Source organism: Prevotella sp. kh1p2, from assembly GCF_900111525.1.
GTDB lineage: Bacteria > Bacteroidota > Bacteroidia > Bacteroidales > Bacteroidaceae > Prevotella.
In genome coordinates this window covers 131,862-150,528 of record NZ_FOHY01000003.1, presented here as the reverse complement: position 1 = coordinate 150,528, position 18,667 = coordinate 131,862, and the positions used below count along the sequence as shown (strand labels likewise).

10 protein-coding genes are annotated in these 18,667 nt (G+C 55.9%); 7 read left to right on the top strand and 3 right to left on the bottom strand.

Features of this window, described 5'->3' with window-relative positions; genetic code table 11:
- Nucleotides 1-130: 130 nt before the first annotated feature.
- Nucleotides 131-3,271: a SusC/RagA family TonB-linked outer membrane protein gene (locus BMW31_RS03130; protein WP_091820934.1), complete on the top strand. Its 3,141-nt coding sequence runs from the start codon at nt 131-133 to the stop codon at nt 3,269-3,271.
- 20 nt (nt 3,272-3,291) lie between these two features.
- Nucleotides 3,292-4,971 carry a SusD/RagB family nutrient-binding outer membrane lipoprotein gene (locus BMW31_RS03125; RefSeq protein WP_091820932.1) on the top strand — a complete coding sequence of 560 codons (1,680 nt, stop codon included), beginning with the start codon at nt 3,292-3,294 and terminating at the stop codon, nt 4,969-4,971.
- A gap of 353 nt (nt 4,972-5,324) precedes the next feature.
- Here BMW31_RS03125 and BMW31_RS03120 read toward each other — a convergent pair whose 3' ends face one another.
- Nucleotides 5,325-6,026, bottom strand: a complete 702-nt coding sequence (locus BMW31_RS03120; protein ID WP_094148851.1) for a porin family protein — start codon at nt 6,024-6,026, stop codon at nt 5,325-5,327.
- Nucleotides 6,027-6,402: 376 nt separating this feature from the next.
- On the opposite strand from BMW31_RS03120, the gene BMW31_RS03115 reads away from it, so the two are divergent.
- The 5 genes from BMW31_RS03115 to BMW31_RS03095 all read left to right on the top strand — a co-directional run bounded on the left by BMW31_RS03115 (nt 6,403) and on the right by BMW31_RS03095 (nt 17,119).
- A complete protein-coding gene (locus BMW31_RS03115) occupies nt 6,403-9,543 on the top strand; it encodes a SusC/RagA family TonB-linked outer membrane protein (RefSeq protein WP_091820928.1) in 3,141 nt (1,046 codons plus the stop codon).
- Between the two features lie 36 nt (nt 9,544-9,579).
- The gene (locus tag BMW31_RS03110) at nt 9,580-11,226 is read left to right on the top strand and encodes a RagB/SusD family nutrient uptake outer membrane protein (RefSeq protein WP_091820926.1); all 1,647 of its coding nucleotides are present in this window, start codon (nt 9,580-9,582) and stop codon (nt 11,224-11,226) included.
- 109 nt (nt 11,227-11,335) lie between these two features.
- Nucleotides 11,336-13,588, top strand: coding sequence for a GH92 family glycosyl hydrolase (locus BMW31_RS03105; protein WP_091820924.1), 2,253 nt, complete (start codon nt 11,336-11,338; stop codon nt 13,586-13,588).
- Between the two features lie 672 nt (nt 13,589-14,260).
- A complete protein-coding gene (locus BMW31_RS03100) occupies nt 14,261-16,006 on the top strand; it encodes a class I mannose-6-phosphate isomerase (RefSeq protein ID WP_091821048.1) in 1,746 nt (581 codons plus the stop codon).
- An 18-nt stretch (nt 16,007-16,024) separates the two neighbouring features.
- Nucleotides 16,025-17,119 (top strand): ROK family protein, encoded by a 1,095-nt coding sequence (locus tag BMW31_RS03095; RefSeq protein ID WP_091820922.1) that lies wholly within the window; start codon nt 16,025-16,027, stop codon nt 17,117-17,119.
- Between the two features lie 225 nt (nt 17,120-17,344).
- Here the strand turns inward: BMW31_RS03095 and BMW31_RS03090 are convergent, their stop codons facing one another.
- Both BMW31_RS03090 and BMW31_RS03085 read right to left on the bottom strand, forming a co-directional pair.
- Nucleotides 17,345-17,824, bottom strand: a complete 480-nt coding sequence (locus tag BMW31_RS03090) for an S-ribosylhomocysteine lyase (protein ID WP_091821046.1) — start codon at nt 17,822-17,824, stop codon at nt 17,345-17,347.
- A gap of 45 nt (nt 17,825-17,869) precedes the next feature.
- Entirely contained in the window at nt 17,870-18,562 is a 693-nt protein-coding gene (locus BMW31_RS03085; protein WP_091820920.1) for a 5'-methylthioadenosine/adenosylhomocysteine nucleosidase, read from the bottom strand.
- Between the last annotated feature and the right edge of the window lie 105 nt (nt 18,563-18,667).

Here is an 18,667-nt window from a genome sequence, read left to right as displayed (position 1 = left end):
GGGAAATGTGTTTTAGTTTTAAAATATTGTCTTACCTTTGTAACAGATTAAAGCCTAACGTAGCCCTGAGGGGGCGATATAGCCTGATTTTTAAGTATTAATTATCATTGAATCCTAAATCATCAAAACAATGAAGAAAGTAAATGTCTTATGGTACTCCATGCGAGTCTGTTTGACACTTATGCTCATGTTGTTTGCACTTCAGGTGAGTGCACAGAGCATAACGGTCAAAGGAAATGTAAAGGACAATACCGGCGAGCCCGTTATCGGTGCCACGGTAAAGGTTCTTGGTTCTACGACAGGTGTTATAACCGACGTCGACGGTAACTATACCATCGAGTGTCAGGGTAACTCCAAACTTGAGTTTTCCTACATCGGAAGCAAGACCCAGGTTGTTGAAGTAGGCAACCGGCAGACGGTTGACGTGACGCTGACGGAAGAAAGCACTGCCATTGACGAGGTGGTGGTTACCGCGCTGGGCATCAAGCGGCAGTCGCGGTCGCTCGGCTACTCCACTACAAAGGTGGGAGGCGATGAGTTCCAGCTCGTTCGCGACCCCAACCTGGGCAATGCCCTCTCGGGTAAAGTGGCCGGTGTGAGCGTTGCAGGCAACGCCACAGGCTCAATGGGAACCTCGCGCGTGGTTATTCGCGGTAACTCGTCCATGACGGGCAACAACATGCCGCTGTACGTTGTAGACGGCGTTCCCTTTGACAATGCCAACCAAGGTTCGGCAGGCCAGTGGGGCGGAGCCGACATGGGCGACGGTCTGAGCAACCTCAACGCCGACGATATCGAGAGCATCCAGGTGCTCAAGGGTGCTGCCGCATCGGCCCTCTACGGCTTCCGCGGCGGTAACGGTGCCATCCTGATTACCACCAAGAGCGGCAAGAAGAACCAGCCCACGAGCGTAGAGGTGAACGAGAACCTAACCTTCAACACCATTTACGACTATCGCGACTGGCAGAAAAACTTCGGTCTTGGCCTCGAAGGCAACAAGCCTACTTCCGTGAATGCAGCCATCGAAGGCGAAAGCAACAGCTGGGGTGGGGCGCTGGACGGCTCGGAGGCCGTTAACTTCCTGGGCAACAAGTATGCCTACTCCTATGTAGACAACTGGAAGAACTTCTACCGCACGGGCATCACCACCAATACCTCTGCCTCTATCAGCGGCTCTTCCGACAAGGTGGTGTATCGCTTCGGCGCTTCTTATAATAAGGAGAAGAGCATCCTGCCCAATGCAGGCAACCGCCAGGTGGGCCTGAACATGAACACCACTTACCAGATATTCAAGAACCTCTCGGCCATCGTAACGGCCAACTACGTGTTCGACAAGTCGAACGGACGTTCCAACCTTTCCGACGGTAACGGCAATACAAATGCCTCGCTCATCTACCGCGGCAACTCTTTTGATGTGCGCTGGCTCGAAGGAACCTCACGCGGCTGGGGCACAAAGCTCGACGGCGGCGAGATGATAGGCGGCAACAACGTGTACTTCAACAACCCTTACTGGCTGCAGTACCGCAAGACCAACGACATGGACCGTAATCGCCTGACGGGCTCCGTAACCCTGAAGTGGGACATTACCGACTGGCTCTACCTGCAGGGAGCCGTGCAGCGCGACGGCTACAACATCGAGTTCAAGCAGGTGCAGCCCATAGGCGCAGCTGCCGACCCGAACGGATGGCTCACTGAATACGAAAAGAACTTCCACGAAACCAACTACAACTTCCTGCTTGGTTTCAGCAAGCAGTTCGGCGACTGGAACGTTTCGGCAACCTTCGGCGGCAACAAGCTCAACAATATCTATAAGATTTACTACACTTCCAACGGTGGTCGCCCGTTCACGGTTGATGGCCTCTGGTCAGTCAACAACATCACCGCAGCAGGCCAGTCGCCGCAGAAAGTGGTTTCCCGCTTCCAGGTCAACTCGCTTTACGGCACCTTCGACCTCGGCTGGAAGAACCAACTCTTCCTCAATCTCACGGGCCGCAACGACTGGTTCTCTACCTTGGCAGATGACAGCAACAGCTACTTCTACCCCTCGGCAACCCTCTCCTGGGTGTTTACTGATACCTTCCGCGAGCAGCTGCCCAAGTGGTTCGACTTCGGTAAAGTACGCTTAGGCTACGCTTTCGCATCAAATGGAACGGAGGCATACCAGAACTTGCTGCGCTACAAACTGCGCAACTACACGGTCAACGGGCAGCAAACGGCAACGCAGAACAATGACGACCGCTTCCCCAACCCGGCCCTGAAGCCTGTTCACATCTCGGAGTTTGAGGTTGGTCTGAACCTCTCTTTCCTGAACAGCAGGCTGAACTTCGACCTCGCCTACTATGTTAAGAACACGAAGGACGATATCGTTTACGTTTCCACATCATCGGCTTCGGGCTTCGGTTCGTCCGTTGAAAACATCGGCGAGCTGCGGAACAGCGGCTTCGAGTTCATGGTCGACGCCTATCCTGTACGCAACCAGGACTTCTCCTGGAACACAACGCTGAACTTTGCCTACAACAACAGTGAGGTGAAAAACCTCGGTGCCGGCACCAAACGCATATCAGTTGTGGGCGGGCAGTCGCGTAACGGCAACGTTGGTATCTATCAGGTAGTGGGCGAACCCTATGCAGAAATCATCGGTGCACGCTACAAACGCAACGAAGCCGGCCAGCTCCTGCTCAAGAAAGGACTGCCACAGGCCGGCGACCAGGAAGTCTTGGGCAATGCCGTTTATAAGTGGACGAGCGGCTGGAAGAACACTTTCACGTACAAGAACTTCATGCTCTCCTTCATGCTCGATGCCAAGTTCGGCGCTAAGTTGTTCTCCGGAACCAACTACCAGCTGTACTACTACGGCATGCACAAGAACACCCTGGAGGGCCGTACGGCCCAGAACCCGGCCGGTTCCATCGTTGCCGTGGGCATTGACGAGGCTACCAAGCAGGCCAACACCACTGCTGTGAGCGCCCAGTCCTACTACCGCGCCATCTGCGATGCCAACATTGCAGAGGAGTTTGTGTACAGTGCCGACTTCATCAAGCTGCGTGAACTCTCGCTTGGTTACACCTTCCCCAAGGCCATGCTGGAACCACTGAAGGTGGTAAAGGGATTGAGCGTATCCGTGGTTGCACGTAACCTGTGGACCATCATGAAGCATACACCGAACATCGACCCCGAATCTGCTATCAACGCTACCAATGCCCAGGGCTTGGAGTTGAATGGTTATCCGGCCACGCGCAACATCGGTTTCAATGTGAATGTGAAGTTCTAAACTTTTAAAAGGCTACAACAATGAAAAAGATAAAATATATATTACTGGCTTCCGTGGTTGCACTTGGTATGACAAGCTGTAACGATTTCGGCGATATCAATATCGACCCGGAGAATTTGAACGAAACAAATGTACCCTACGCGATGGTGTTCTCCAACGCACAACACCAGGCTCTGGGGTCTGACTGGGATATGTGGCGCACCGGATGTATCTACTCTGCCGAGTGGACTCAGCAGCTTTCGTCCATCGACTGGTGGCACTATTACGCCCGCTACGAGTGGAGCGACGGCTATTCCGGCTCTTTCTGGGACACTTTCAACGGCGATCGCGGAGCCGTGCGCGACGTAACCACCTGCTACGACCTGTGGAAGGAAGACCCCGAAAGGCAAGCGGACTACAACATGGCCCGCGTGATGCGCATCTATATGATGGCCAAGATGTCCGACCTCTACGGCGACATTCCCTACTCGGAGGCAGGCCGTCCGAAGCTCACAAACTATCCCAAGTACGACAAGCAGGAAGATATTTACACCTCGATGCTGGCCGAACTGCAGGAAGCCCAGGCCAATCTGGCCTCCGGGCAGTCAGCACTTGGCGCTCACGACCTGTACTACCAGGGCGATGTAGCCAAGTGGAAGAAGTTTGCCAACTCGCTTATGCTGCGCCTCGCCATGCGACTGGTGAAGGTTAACCCAACGCTGGCCAAGCAGTATGCGGCGCAGGCAGTGGCTAACGGCGTGATGACTTCCAATGCCGATAACTGCAAACTGGACCACGTGGGAGGCAAGACAACCAACGATTCGTCGGAACCTTTCGCCAAGATTAACGCCCACGAGGACCGCGAGTTCTACCTTGCCAAGACCTTTGTAGACATGTTGAAGTCTACGAAAGATGCCCGTCTGTGCCTCATAGGCACCGTGGCACCCACACAGGACGGCAAGCAGTACACCGACGTACAGAAGAACAGCGACGGCCTCTGGACAACTGCCGACTACGGCAACATGAGCTACGCGGCGCAAGATGGCATGCCCGTGGGCGGATACAGCAACACCGGCAGCAGCCAGTACTTCGTGGGCAAGGTTGACAATCGCTTCAACAACGCCGACTTCCTGGCCAAATACGGCGCCTACTTCTCGTCGCCCAACCGCTGCACCTATGCCGACCCCGAGGCTCCCACCTTCGTGGTAACCTACGCCCAGACCTGCTTCCTGATGGCTGAAGCTGCCCAGCGCGGCTACATCTCGGGCGATGCAGCCACCTACTACAACAACGGTGTGAAGGCTGCCTTTGAGCAGTATGCCCAGTTCCCCGACTATGCAGCTGCGCTCTCGGCCCTCAATGCCGACGCTACAGTTGGCCTCGGCTCGGGTGCTACGCTGGCCCAGTACGCCGATGCCTATCTGAAGGCCAACCCGTTCAACGCCGCCAAGGCGCTGGAGCAGATAAACACGCAGTATTACATCAATACCTTCGGCGACCCGCACGAGGTGTTTGCCAACTGGCGCCGCTCCGGTTTCCCGGCTCTGCAGCCTGCTGCCATGGCCAAGCTCGACGGCCAGTGCGCTACCGATGGCTCCATCCCACGCCGTTTCCGCTACCCCACAAGGGAGTCGCAGGTAAACAAGGAGCATTATGATGCTGCCGTTGCCAACATGGGAGGCGACACCTTCAGCACCCGCGTGTGGTGGGACAAGCAATAACTGAACCGCCGATGCAGCTGCATCGCAGGTTTCCATAAAAGCCAAGGGCTCCACGCACAGACAGCGTGGAGCCCTTGTTGCGTTGATGGGTGGTTGATACGGGAGGCTTGCTTGTTGTTACCCGCGGTGCAAATGGCACCTGTTTTGGGCGTTGAAGGATAGAGTCAGGAACTTTTGACAGGTGTCGCACGATTATTCGACAAGTGTCACACAATCGTGCGACAGGTGTCGAAAGTTGGTGAAAGGCATCTTTTGCACCCCTTCGGGCAGTTTTCAGGCAGCCGAAAGGAATGGTTGCAGATGATTGCCGCATGGCTGCCGCAGCGTGCCCGGAGCCGAGTACGGGGCCCGGGTTACAGGTTCAACCTGTAACCTACGGAGATGGTGAAGGCCTTGTTTTTTACCTTGAGGTCGTCGGAAAGTTTGTCGATGTTCGTCAGTCCGATGTTGTAGCGTGCATCTATCACCACGTGCTCGTACTCGTACGAGAGGCCCAGCGGGATGGCTACGTCCGTCTTGCGGTACATCTCCTTTACATCTGTCTTGATATCCTGCGTCTCTCCGTAGGTTTTCTCGCCCGTATCAGGGTCCGCGGTGTAATGAGTTTCCTCGTGGCTTGTGCGTGCGTTGGTGAGCACAGCCAGCTGTACGCCGGCCTTTACGGCCAGTCCGCGGGCTATGTAGTAGTTAACCAAGAGCGGAAACTGCACGTAGCCGAGGTTGGTTCTCATGGCAGCAATGCCGGTGTAAGTGTTCGGATTGCCGCCCTCGTTGATACTGAAGTTGGCATAACGGCAGCCTTGGGTGGTGTAGAAGGCACCGAGCGAAACGCTCAGAGCGGGCAGGGCCTGGTACTCCACTTCGGCTCCGGCGGTGAAACCGGCCTTGAACTTGGAGTCCAGTTTCTCGTTTACGTCAATGTAAAGTTCGTTGTCGGTCAGGTTGGCAAGGCTTACGCCAACTTTTGGTGTTACGGAGAAGGTGCCCGTGGGAGCCTGAGCCGAGGCGGCCGAGGTGTAGGCCAGCAGCAGGATGGTAAAGAGTTTATGTTTCATGTTGATGCGTTTTTTAGCATAACGTATCACTCTCCGTTTTATTGCCGGGCGGCTCCACCTTATTTATATAAGTGCAGGCGGAAGACCGGAGGGCTGCCAGGGTGCCGCCGGCAGCGGTGAGCGGTCGCGCTGGGGCTGCGGAACGGGCAGTTTAAACATATTTAACCAAAAAGTGAGAGCAACAAGTTGCAGGCTGCAAAAAATGTTTTAACTTTGCCGATGAAGCACAAGCCAACAGCTTGATGCGCCCTTACTAAACATAAACTTGTGACTTAACGCGAACGCACTACTGTAACCTCAGTGGCGTCATGGCGCCGAAACATTAAGCAACTGCAACCAATAGGAGATATTCACCCTAATAATAACTTAAAAACCTATGAGCAAAGAAGAAAAGAAAATCAAGAAAGCGATGAGCTATTCGCTTTTACTTCTCTCTGCATGTACAATGACTTTTGCTGCTCCTGCGTTTGCCGGAAACGGAACGGGCAAGGCAAAGTTGGCAGGCCTGGAGGCCGTGCAGCAGGGAAACAACATCGTGGTAACGGTGGTAGACGGCAACAATGAGCCCGTTATCGGTGCCAGCGTGCTGGTGGTTTCGACCAAGGCAGGCGGCGCTACCGACGTCGACGGCCGCTGTACCGTGCAGGCCCGGCCCGGCGACAAGCTGCAAGTTTCTTACATCGGGTTCAAGACCCAGACCGTTACTGTGGGCAATGGCTCCACGCTGCAGATAACACTGACCGAGGACCGCGCCGTACTCGACGAGGTGGTTGTTGTGGGTTACGGCACCATGCGCAAGTCGGACGTAACGGGATCTATCTCCGTTGCCAAGGGCGAAGACATGCTCAAGGCCCAGAACTTCTCGGCTTTGGACAACCTGCGCGGTAAGGCTGCCGGCGTAAACGTGTTCTCCAACTCCGACGACATCGCAACTTCTACGCCTCGTGTCATCATCCGCGGCATGGCAACCATCAACGCCAGCTCCGACCCTCTGTATGTAGTAGACGGCGTGGTGATGAACAACTTCGCACTCGTTAACCCCAACGACATCGAGTCGATGGAGGTTCTCAAGGACGCTTCGGCCACCGCCATCTACGGTGCCCGTGGTGCCAACGGCGTTATCATGGTAACAACCAAGCGCGGACTCAAGGGCGAAACGGGCACGAAGATAAGCTACCAGGGCTCCGTAAGCCTGCGCCACATGGCCCGCAAGATGGATGTGCTGAACGCGCAGGAATGGTGCGAGGCCTGGATGAAGGGACTGGAGAACGAAAACAAGTACAACGGCACCAGCTGGTCGCTCAACCGCACCGACTGGTTTACGGACAGCAGGTACTTTGACAGTCAGGGTAATCCGCTCTACGACACCGACTGGCAGGACGAAGCTACCCGTACCTCCATCTCTCACAACCATCAGATTAACATCCAGCAGTCGGGTAAGAGCTCGTCGGTGGGTGCCTTCCTCAACTACTCTGACTATGAAGGCATCATGAAGAACACATGGAACAAGCGCGTGAGTGCCAAGATGGCCTACGACGCCAACCCCACCTCATGGCTCACAACGAACGTGAACCTGATGGTGAACCACATGTGGGGCCGCTTTACCGACGCCTTCGGAGGCGGACAGGAGGCCCGTCGTACGATGATAGAGATGCTGCCCTGGCTTCCGCTTCGCGAACCCGACACGGGCAACTACACCACGTCGGCTTCTCCGGGTGCCATGACGGACCGCTTCGGTTTTGAGGGAATGTCGAACCCGGTGATGATTCTGGAACTGCAGAAGCGCCTGTATTACAACACTCAGATATTCGGTAACGGAGCCCTTACGTTCCATCTGCTGCCCGGACTCGACCTCAAGACGCAGCTCGGTATCGACTGGCACGGCATCGACAGCCGCCGTTACGCCTCCACGACGCTGAACAACATCTCCATGCCTAACGGCCGCGCAGAGAGCTCACACCGCTCTAACCTCTACTGGCAGGAGGAAACCTACCTCACGTACAACAAGACTCTGGAGCAGCACAGGCTCAATGCCATGCTCGGTTTGTCGTGGACCGGCTTCACTTCTCGTTCCAACGGATCCGTTACCGAGGGCTTCCCCGATGACTTCTACGAGGACAATAACATGAGCGTAGGCACTAACCCGGAGTCGCCCACGTCGAATGTCGACAAGTGGACCATGAACTCCTACTTCCTCCGTTTGGCCTATACGCTCAAGGATCGCTACTCGGCAACCGTGACGGGCCGTATCGACGGCTCCTCCAAGTTCGGTGAAAACAACAAGTATGCGTTCTTCCCATCGGCCGGTCTGGCATGGATTGTGTCCGAAGAAGACTTCATGAAGCCCGTTACCTGGATAAGTAACCTGAAGCTGCACACCAGCTACGGCCTGACCGGTAACTCCGAAATAGGAACCTACAACTCACTGGCAAAGACCAGCGCAGGCACCTTGCTGCTCGACGGTTCGCGTGCTTCGTATCTCTACCTGAGCTCAATGATGAACAAGGACCTGAAGTGGGAGAAGACCGGACAGTTTGATATCGGCTTCGAACTCGGCCTCTTCCAGAACCGTCTGAACTTCGATGTATCCTATTACTACAAGAAAACAACCGACCTGTTGCTTAACTGTCCCGTCCCTCATTCTACCGGTTTCCAGACTCAGTTCAAGAATATAGGCTCGGTGAAGAACTCCGGTCTCGACATGATGGTTACCGCTTATCCGGTACGCACCAGTGATCTGACCTGGCAAACCTCACTCAACCTGAACTACAACAAGAACAAGATACTGCACTTGGGAGACAACGATGAGGACATTGAACTCCTGGGTTGGGTAGGCGGATCGGAAGCTATTCTGCGCGTAGGTGAGAGCATGGGCAGCTTCTACGGCTACAAGCGCTATGGCGTTTGGACAACAGAAGACTACCAGGCAGGCAAGTGCGAGCTCAAACAAGTGGGCCGTCCGAACCGTTCGGAGAACAAGATGATACTCGGAAAGGGACTTCCTGACTGGACGGGCGACTTCAGCAACACGCTCAGTTACAAGAACTGGGACCTGACAATGGACTGGCAGTTCGTTTGGGGAGTTGAGACCATGCAGCAGTTCTACCATCCCACCTACGACCGTTTTGGCATTACGAACGGTTTAACCAACATTCTTTACGACGCATACGACGGCACCAACCCCGGTACCATGGAGCAGATGATTCGTTTAGCCAACTCTAACCACGCCGGACAGGACACCACCGTCGACTCTTCTTGGATTTCCGACGGTTCTTACCTGCGCCTCAACATGCTGCAGTTGGGTTACACTTTCAAGCCCGAACTTTGCAAGAGCATTGGTCTGCAGGCACTTCGGCTCTACGTGAGTGGCAGCAACTTGCTGCTTTTATGCTCCAAGGACTTCAACGGCTACGACCCGGAATCGACCTCACAGGGCAGCCAGTTCGGCCAAAACATGACCTTCTACTCTTATCCGAGGTCAAGAACATTCACCTTAGGTGTGAACGTAACCTTTTAATTAAACATCGACTACCAACAGAAAAGAATGTAAGATATGAAAAAGATATTTATATTTGCGGCTTGTGCAGGCCTGCTTCTGTCTTCCTGCAACGATTTCCTGAAAGAAGAGACGGACTCCATTCTGACCGGGAAAGACTTCAACAAGACCGACAATCATTTCCTTGGACAGGTGAACTACCTGTACCGCAACGGCTCCATCGAGGAGTATTCCAGCGCCGGCAGTGCGTACATAGGCCCGTTTGCTTCAGTTACGGCCATGCTGACCGGTTACTTCCGCAATTCCTATGAGGGCCAGGAGAACGTCTGCCAGTATGCGCGCGAACTGGAAAGGCAAGGTCAGACGAACAACGTATCGGGCACCATGGACGGCGTTTGGGACAACTGCTACGATGCCATCAACGTAGCAAACAGCGTGATAAACAACATCGCGAATCCTGAAGTTGCCGTCGTTGCGGCCAACAAGGAGCAATACATAGCCGAGGCAAAGTTCTTCCGCGCCCAGAACTACTTCTATTTGGTCAAGACTTTCGGTGATGTGCCCCTCTCTATGACGGCCTATTCCAGTGCCGATGACGACATGATGCTGCCCCGCACGGCCAAGGCAGAGGTGATGAAGCAGGTTGTACAGGACCTGAAGGATGCCGTCAGCGTGCTCAAGGCCGACACCTGGCAGAACGCCAAGCACCGTATTACGAAGTACGTGGCCGAGATGGCGCTCACCGATGTGTACATGTACCAGGGCGACTATACCAATGCGGCGGCCATGGCACAGGACATCATCAACTCCGGTAAGTACCAATTGACCGAGAACTCGGACCGTACACTCGGCAGCGCGTACAATAAACTGCGCACGACCGACGACCTTCCGGAGGTCATCTACGCCCAGGAGTTCGACAACACCATAGCTACCAGCGGCTGGTGGCCCACCTACGCCTTCACTTCTTCGGCTACCGGTACCTTCAACAAGTACGCCATCACCGAGCGAGTGTTCGGTCCTTACGGCCGTTACCTCAACATCTACACGGCCGATGACCTGCGCGGACAGGAGAAGCAGTTCTTTGCCACATCCTATACCAACGTGAACTACGAGAAGGACGGCAAGAAGGAGCCCAAGACATGGACCATGCCGACGCAGCAGGGAGTGGCCAATACCGACCCCGCTTACTATGACCAGATAGGCTGCTGGTACTACTTTGACCAGAATGCCATGGAGATTACGGGCCGTGGAACCAAGGACTGGAACATCTACCGCTATGCAGAAACGCTGCTCGATGCTGCCGAGGCCATTGCCCAGACCACAGGAGTAACGGCCGAGGCTGCCGGCTATCTGGCCCAAGTACAGAGCCGCGCACTCGGCAAAAGCGTAGCACAGCTCACCTCGTCGCTGCAGAGTCTCTCCAAGCAAGCCTTCATCGAGGCCTGCTGGACCGAGCGCCTGCGCGAGTTCCCGCTGGAGTTCAAGATTTGGGACGACTGCGTGCGCACGGGCAAGTTCCCCGTTATCGACACCGCCATGCACAGCGGCAAGGTTACCTATGTTGACCTCATCGGGGCTACCAACGGCTCCGGCGCTGTCTTCAAGCAGACCGATTTGCTCTGGCCTATATCTCTGAATGAGATTCAGCGCAACCCTAACCTGACCCAGAACGAGGGCTACCAGAAGAGCAACAGCGGCAGCTGACAGATTGCCAAACAGGCATGAGAGGGGATGGGGACGGTTTTCCCATCTCCTCTTTGCCGATTTTGGCTCTGCCGATATCATTCACAAAAGACTTAAATCAACAGTAAACATGAGAATAATCAGACTTTCCGTCGCTCTCGGCATCATCTTGGCAGCGTTTTCCATGAACGTACAAGCACAGCATGACAATGCCGCCAGCGTCGACCCCTTTATCGGTTCAGGCGGCCACGGGCACGTGTTCGTGGGTGCCAACGTGCCCTTTGGAGCCGTTCAGCTTGGCCCCATGAACATCTTCAAGGGCTGGGACTGGTGCTCCGGCTATCATTACAGCGACAGCATCATCATCGGTTTCAGCCATACTCACCTGAGCGGAACCGGCTGCGCTGACCTTGGAGACGTCAGCTTCATGCCTTACTCGGGCACGCTGCGTACCGCCACCGGCCGGCAGGACAACATCCAGGGCGCTGCTTCTTCCTATTACGACCATGAGCACGAGCAGGCTGCGCCCGGCTATTACCAGGTAGACCTGAAGAATGGCGTAAAGGTCGAGCTTACTGCTACCGACCGCGTGGGCATGCACCACTATCAGTACACCGCTGCGGGAACTCCGCGCGTGCTGATTGACTTGGCCAACGGCATTGACAGCAAGACCTACGAGTCGTATGTGCAGCGAGTTGACGACTACACCGTGCAGGGTTACCGCTTCGTACACGGCTGGGCGCCCACCCACAAGGTGTTTTTCTACGCCAAGTTCAGCAAGCCCGTAAAGAGCCTCGACACCTTCCTGGGCGACGACAGGATTGGCCACGACGAACTGCAGGGCCGCAACGTCAAGAGCGTGGCATCCTTTGCCGACGATGTAAAGGATGTTCTCGTAAAGGTGGCCATCTCGTCCGTGAGCTGCACCAACGCCAAGATGAACATGGAGCAGGAACTTCCGGGCTGGGATTTTGCCGCTACCCACAAGGCTGCCGCAGACAAGTGGAACCGGCAACTGGGTGTTGTCGACATCCAGGGCGCATCCGAATCGGAGCGTAAAGTGTTCTACACGGCCCTTTACCACATGTTCATTGCCCCCACCCAGTACTGCGATGTCAACGGCGACTTCCGCGGAATGGACGACAAAATCTACACGAACAACAAGTTCAGGAACTACACCACCTTCTCTCTCTGGGACACCTACCGCACGCTCCATCCGCTTTTCACCGTCCTGGTTGCCGACAAGATAGACGACATGATGAACTCCATGCTGAGCATCTACGACCAAAACGGCAAGCTGCCCATCTGGCCCTTGCTCTCTGGCGAGACCAACTGTATGCCCGGTTACAGCAGTGTGCCGGTTCTGGCCGATGCCTATCTGAAGGGTTTCCGCGGCTTCGATGCCACCAAGGCAGTCAATGCCATGATTGCAACAGGCACCTACGACAAGCAGAACGGTGTGCCCGAGTTCATGCGCTACGGCTATATACCGGCCGACAAGAAGCGCGAGGCCACTTCCATTAACCTCGAATATGCCGCCGACGACCGCGGTACAGCCCTCATGGCCAAGCGTATGGGGCGCACGGAAGACTACCAGACGTTCCTCAAACGCAGCAATTCCTACCAGTTGCTCTTCGATACCAAAATCAACAAAATACACCCCAAGATGGCCGACGGCAGCTGGTACGAGCCCTACAACCCCTTCCTCGCCAACCACCGCGATGGCGTTGGAGACTTTACGGAGGGCAATGGATGGCAGTACACCTTCATGGTTCCGCAGGATCCCGAGGGCCTGATAGCCTGCCACGGCGGCGATGCAGCCTTTGTGAAGAACCTCGACAGCCTCTTCGTAGCCGAGGGTGACCTGGGCGAGGGAGCACCACCCGACGTATCGGGCATGGTGGGCCAGTACGCCCAAGGCAACGAGCCCAACCACCACATACCGTATCTGTACGCCTACGCCGGTGCTCAGTACAAGACGGCAGCCTGCGTACGGGCTCTGCAGAAGCAGTTTTACGTGGCCCAGCCCGATGGCTATGCAGGCAACGAAGACTGCGGTCAGATGTCTGCCTGGTACGTATCATCGGCCTTGGGCCTGTATCAGGTCAACCCGTCCAACGGCGTTTACGTCTTCGGCAGTCCGTCGTTCGCCCGCGCAACGGTCAACCTGCCCGGCGGAAAGAAGTTCACCGTGGTTGCCCACAACAACAGCGACCGCAACGTGTACATACAGAGCGCCCGCCTCAACGGCCGCAAGTACACCCGCAGCTACGTGACCTATCAGGACATCATGCGCGGTGGAACGCTGGAATTCGTAATGGGTCCGGAGCCCAACAGGCACTTCGGCGCCGCCAAGAAGGACCGCCCGGTAAGTGCGCGTTAATCCTGCAGCGGCTGCAACAGCCCTTTTCAGCCTCTTCTCCGATGATGGAGAAGGGGCTTTTTCTTTACTTGCAGGCGCCGAAAAATCCCTCTCCTTATTCTTTACAAACGCCCCTTCAGGTTTTGCGTGTAGCCTGCGAGGCGGCCGGTAGGCTGCAAATACGCGCTAAAAACGACGTTTGTTAATTTACTGATAATCAGAGCGTTGGGTTTTGAAGGATGATTTCGGAGGGCTTGAACGATGCTTTCAGCACGCCAAAGGCTATGTTTTTCGGCCCAAAGAGTTATGCTTTTGGCCCCTTGAAGCTATCCTTCAGGCTCTTTAAAGCATAGCTTCGGGACTCCTGAAGCATAGCTTTATGCAGGCAGAAGATGGTTTTCAGTGCTCAAGGAGCATGTTTCCGGCTTTTCCGTTTGCTGTTTCGCGTAAAACCGATGCACGTTTTTCAGGCATGATTTCTTGACATTCTGCCCATCTGCTGCTATCGTTCGAGCCGTGTGATGTCTGTCGGTTCGGTCGGCGAAAACGGCCGGCATCGCAACTGCTGCCGGCAAAAAGAGGGCCGAATGATTGCCTGTTTGCGCGGAATTTGCTAAATTTGCGGTGGCTAACGGCCGCAGACATGGAAACGACAAATGCCAACACCTACAAACTAAAATGACGAACAACGAAATGAGAACAAGCAATTACGACAAGTTTCCCTACACTCCGGTGGCGGGAACAATGTGCTCCGGCTGGCCGGAGATACTGGGCAGGCTCGCTGAAGCCATGCAGCCGCACGGCCAGAACTGCGTGGCGGCGGTGGAATGTTACCAGGGGGTGCTGCACACAGAGCTGGCGGCACAGCTGCGAACGCTGCCCGGCGTGACCTTCATCAACACGAACGACCTTTTTAAACCTGCAGAGGAGACGGAGCGCATGACGCATCCGTGGGTTACCGACGACCGCCTCTTCGGCCGCAGAGCCAGCTTCTCGTACGCCGATTTCCTGTGTCCGGAGCGGGTGGAGGCCTGCCGGCAACAGATTGAGCAGGCCCGCGGGCCCGTGTTGGTGTACGGTCACGGCGCGGCCGAGGTGGTCAGCCGGCCCTCAATCCTTGTCTATGCAGACATGCCCCGGTGGGAGATACAGCAGCGGGAGCGCCGCCACATCATCGACGGACTTGGCGTCCGTAACCGCGAGGAGATGCCGAGCAAGCAGTACAAGCGTGGCTATTTCGTGGATTGGATTGTGTGCGACAATCTTAAAAAGCGGCTGATGGAGCGCGTAGACTTCTGGCTCGACACCACCATCGAGGGCCATCCGAAGATGATTTCGGGTGCTACCATGCTCCAAGGGTTGGCACTCACGGCCCGCAGACCGTTCCGCGTGGTGCCCTTCTTCGACCCTGCGCCGTGGGGCGGGCAATGGATGAAGCGCGTGTGCGGCCTCGACCCCGCGCAGCAGAACTACGGTTGGTGCTTCGATTGCGTGCCCGAGGAGAACAGTCTCATGCTGCAGGTGGACGGTCAACTGTTTGAGATGCCGGCCAACAACCTCGTGTTCAGTCAGACGAGAGCTCTGCTCGGAGGCTCCGTGGAGGCCCGTTTCGGGCAGGATTTCCCCATCCGCTTCGACTTCCTTGACACCATCGGCGGCGGCAACTTGAGCCTGCAGGTGCACCCGACTACGCAGTACATACGCGATACTTTCGGCATCTGGTACACTCAGGACGAAAGTTATTACCTGCTGGATGCCGAGGATGGGGCGACTGTTTTCCTTGGATTGAAGGACGGAGTGGACTCATCAGAGATGATTTCGGCCCTGGAAGAGGCGCAGAATACGGGCGGCGAGTTCGATGTAAAGCGCTACGTGAACCAGTGGCCGGCCAAGAAACACGACCACTTCCTCATCCCCGCGGGCACCATTCACTGCTCCGGAGCCGGCGCCATGGTGCTCGAAATCAGCGCAACGCCCAGCATCTTCACCTTCAAGCTGTACGACTGGGGGCGCCTGGGGCTTGACGGACTGCCCCGACCCATCAACATCGGCCACGGCGCACACGTCATCCAGTGGGAGCGCAACACCGGCTTTACGCGCAAGAACCTCGTGAACCACGTTGAAACCGTGGCCCGGGGCGACGGCTGGAAGGAAGAACGCACCGGCCTGCACGAGAACGAATTCATCGAAACCCGGCGTCACTGGTTCACCAAACCGGTGGAGCACCACACCTGTGGAGGCGTTAACGTGCTCAATCTCGTTGAGGGCGACGAGGCTGTAGTTGAGAGTCAGTCGGGTGCCTTCGAGCCTTTCGTGGTGCATTATGCCGAGACCTTCATCGTTCCGGCTGCCGTAGGGCGCTACACCATCCGTCCTTACGGCCGCTCGGAGGGGCGGCAGTGCGGAACCATCAAGGCCTATGTGCGGTTCAGACAATAACCTGTAAAACCTGAAAATATGAATTTTGAAAATGACAAACGTGTCATTCTGACACTCGATGCGGGTGGAACAAACTTCGTGTTCACCGCCATGCAGGGTGGCCGGGAGATAGTGGAACCGTTCTCCTTGCCGTCCCGGGCCGACAATCTGGAGGCTTGCCTGGGCCAGCTTGTTACCGGTTTCGGCCGTGTAAGAGAGCAAGTGCCCGTTCTGCCTTCGGCCATCAGCTTCGCTTTCCCGGGCCCGGCAGACTACGAAAACGGCATTATCGGCGACCTGCCCAACTTCCCCTCCTTCCGCGGAGGCATCCCCCTGGGGCCTTTCCTGAAGCGGAAATTCGGCATTCCCGTATTCATCAACAACGACGGAAGCCTCTTTGCATACGGCGAGGCCATGGCAGGAGCACTGCCGGAGGTGAACCGTAGGCTGGCCGAAGCCGGCAGTCCGAAGCGTTACAGGAACCTGTTGGGCATCACGTTCGGCACGGGTTTCGGCGCCGGAGTGGTGACTGGAGGCGAGCTTCTCTTAGGAGATAACGGCGTGGGAGGCGACATCTGGTGCTTCCGCAACAAGAAGTATCGCGACTGCATTGCCGAGGAGGGCGTCTCCATACGTGCCGTGAAGCGCGTGTACCGTGAGCTCTCCGGCGACCGGACCGACCTTACGCCGAAGGAGATAGCCGACATCTGCAACGGCAAACGTCCCGGCGACCAGGCTGCGGCACGGCAGGCATTCGCCGAACTGGGTGAAGTTGCCGGCGATGCTATTGCCATGGCAGACACCATAGTGGATGGTTTGGTGGTGATAGGGGGCGGCGTTGCCCACAGCTCCGACCTCATTTTCCCGTCTCTGGTGGCCGAGATGAACAGCAAGCTCAAGATGTTCAGCGGCGACGAAGTGGGCCACATGCAGATGCGGGTCTACAATCTGGAAGACCCGGCACAGTTCGCCGACTTCGTGAAAGGCGGTGCCGTAAAAATCAATATACCCGGAACAGACGAGCAGGTAGACTACGATCCCGTTAAGCGAGTGGGCGTTGTACGCACCCGGATGGGTGCCAGTGCCGCCATATCCATGGGCGCCTACGTCTATGCTCTCAATCATTTGGGGTGATGGGTGATGGGTGTTGGAGCTTTAGGTGATGGGTGTTGGGTGGTAATTTGGGTGTTGGGTGATGGGTGATGGGTGTTAATGAAATGCCAGTTCCACTTGTTCCGACTTCAGAAAAGAAGACAGTTGGAACGTAGAAGATTATTTTCCGCAAAACAAACCATTAACACCCATCACCCAACACCTATCACCCGAACCTCCAACACCTATCACCCAACACCTAACACCCTATACAGGGTATACCAGATTGGCGTCGGTTATCTGCTCAAGAACCTCGGTCAGGAACTTTCTTGCTTCCCAGCGGGCCATCGGCAAGTCATGAAGAAGCCAGTTGCCGCAATCTTTTGGAGCCGCGCCGGGTATCTCTCCGTCGAACGCTGCAATGAAGCTGAAAGTCCGTTTCATCAGTTCAACGATGTCGCGGCTCTCCAGGTCGCCCCTTAACAGCAGGTAGTTGCCCGTCAGGCAGCCCATGGGGCCCCAGTAGATAACGCGGTCTTTCCACGCTGCATCATTGCGCAGAAAGGTTGCGGCCAGGTGTTCGATGGTGTGGATGGCACCGGGATGGAGCGCTGGCTCACGGTTCGGCTCCTTCATCCGGATATCGAACGTGGTGACGACCTCGCCACCCACCTCGTCTTTTCGGCTCACGTAGATGCCTCGGAGCAGCTTTTCGTGATTGATGGTAAATGATGGTATCTTGTTCATAATCATAAAATTAATTCGTAAACGGTTATGTCCCGGCCTCCCGTATCATAAACTCTGGAGGAACGACCGTGTGACATTGAAGCTGCCTTCTGCCATTCGGGCCCAGAAGTCGAAGTATTGGGCGGCCTTGTTGTCCTTGAGCGGCACGTCGCTGATGATGCGGAAGCTGATGAACGGCGTCTGGTAGAGGTGGCAGGTCTGGGCAATGGAGCAGCTCTCCATGTCGACTGCCACGGCATCGGGGAAGCGGCAGAGGATTTCCTGCATCTTCTCGCGGCTGTCAACGAACCACTCTCCCGACACCGTAAGCCCGCTCCTGATGGTTACGCCGCAACTTACGGCCAGCGCCTTGGCCACCAGTTCCTGCGGTGCATGGTAGCGGGCGGGCATGCCCATTATCTGCCCAAACTCCACCTCGGTGCCACAGTAGGCGTCGTGATACGTGCAGGCAGAAGCCACCACCACGTCGGTGGGGTTCAGAGTCGTGTCGGCCCCGCCTGCCACTCCGGTGGAGATAACCAGGTCGGGATGGTAGTTGTCTATCATCTCCACGGCTCCCACGGCCGAATTTACCTTGCCTATGCCGCATTGCTGCATGATGATTTGCTTGCCGCCGATGTCTCCTGTCACGAAGTTGCGGCCGTTGCGGCGCTCTGTGTGGCTCTGGTCAAGGAGGGTGCTCAGTTGGTTGAACTCCTTGTCCATGGCCACTATGATGCCTATTTTCTGTACATTCATGTGCTCGAAGGAATTTGCGGAGCCGAGGCCCCGCCTGTTGTTGATGATGCAAAGTTAAGCAAAAAAAGCCTCACGGCAAAGCATTGACACGGAAGATTAATGCCC

Coding starts and splice junctions, on each gene's coding strand:
- BMW31_RS03130 (WP_091820934.1), top strand. CDS start 131: ATGAAGAAAGTAAATGTCTTATGGTACTCCATGCGAGTCTGTTTGACA.
- BMW31_RS03125 (WP_091820932.1), top strand. CDS start 3,292: ATGAAAAAGATAAAATATATATTACTGGCTTCCGTGGTTGCACTTGGT.
- BMW31_RS03120 (WP_094148851.1), bottom strand. CDS start 6,026: ATGAAACATAAACTCTTTACCATCCTGCTGCTGGCCTACACCTCGGCC.
- BMW31_RS03115 (WP_091820928.1), top strand. CDS start 6,403: ATGAGCAAAGAAGAAAAGAAAATCAAGAAAGCGATGAGCTATTCGCTT.
- BMW31_RS03110 (WP_091820926.1), top strand. CDS start 9,580: ATGAAAAAGATATTTATATTTGCGGCTTGTGCAGGCCTGCTTCTGTCT.
- BMW31_RS03105 (WP_091820924.1), top strand. CDS start 11,336: ATGAGAATAATCAGACTTTCCGTCGCTCTCGGCATCATCTTGGCAGCG.
- BMW31_RS03100 (WP_091821048.1), top strand. CDS start 14,261: ATGAGAACAAGCAATTACGACAAGTTTCCCTACACTCCGGTGGCGGGA.
- BMW31_RS03095 (WP_091820922.1), top strand. CDS start 16,025: ATGAATTTTGAAAATGACAAACGTGTCATTCTGACACTCGATGCGGGT.
- BMW31_RS03090 (WP_091821046.1), bottom strand. CDS start 17,824: ATGAACAAGATACCATCATTTACCATCAATCACGAAAAGCTGCTCCGA.
- BMW31_RS03085 (WP_091820920.1), bottom strand. CDS start 18,562: ATGAATGTACAGAAAATAGGCATCATAGTGGCCATGGACAAGGAGTTC.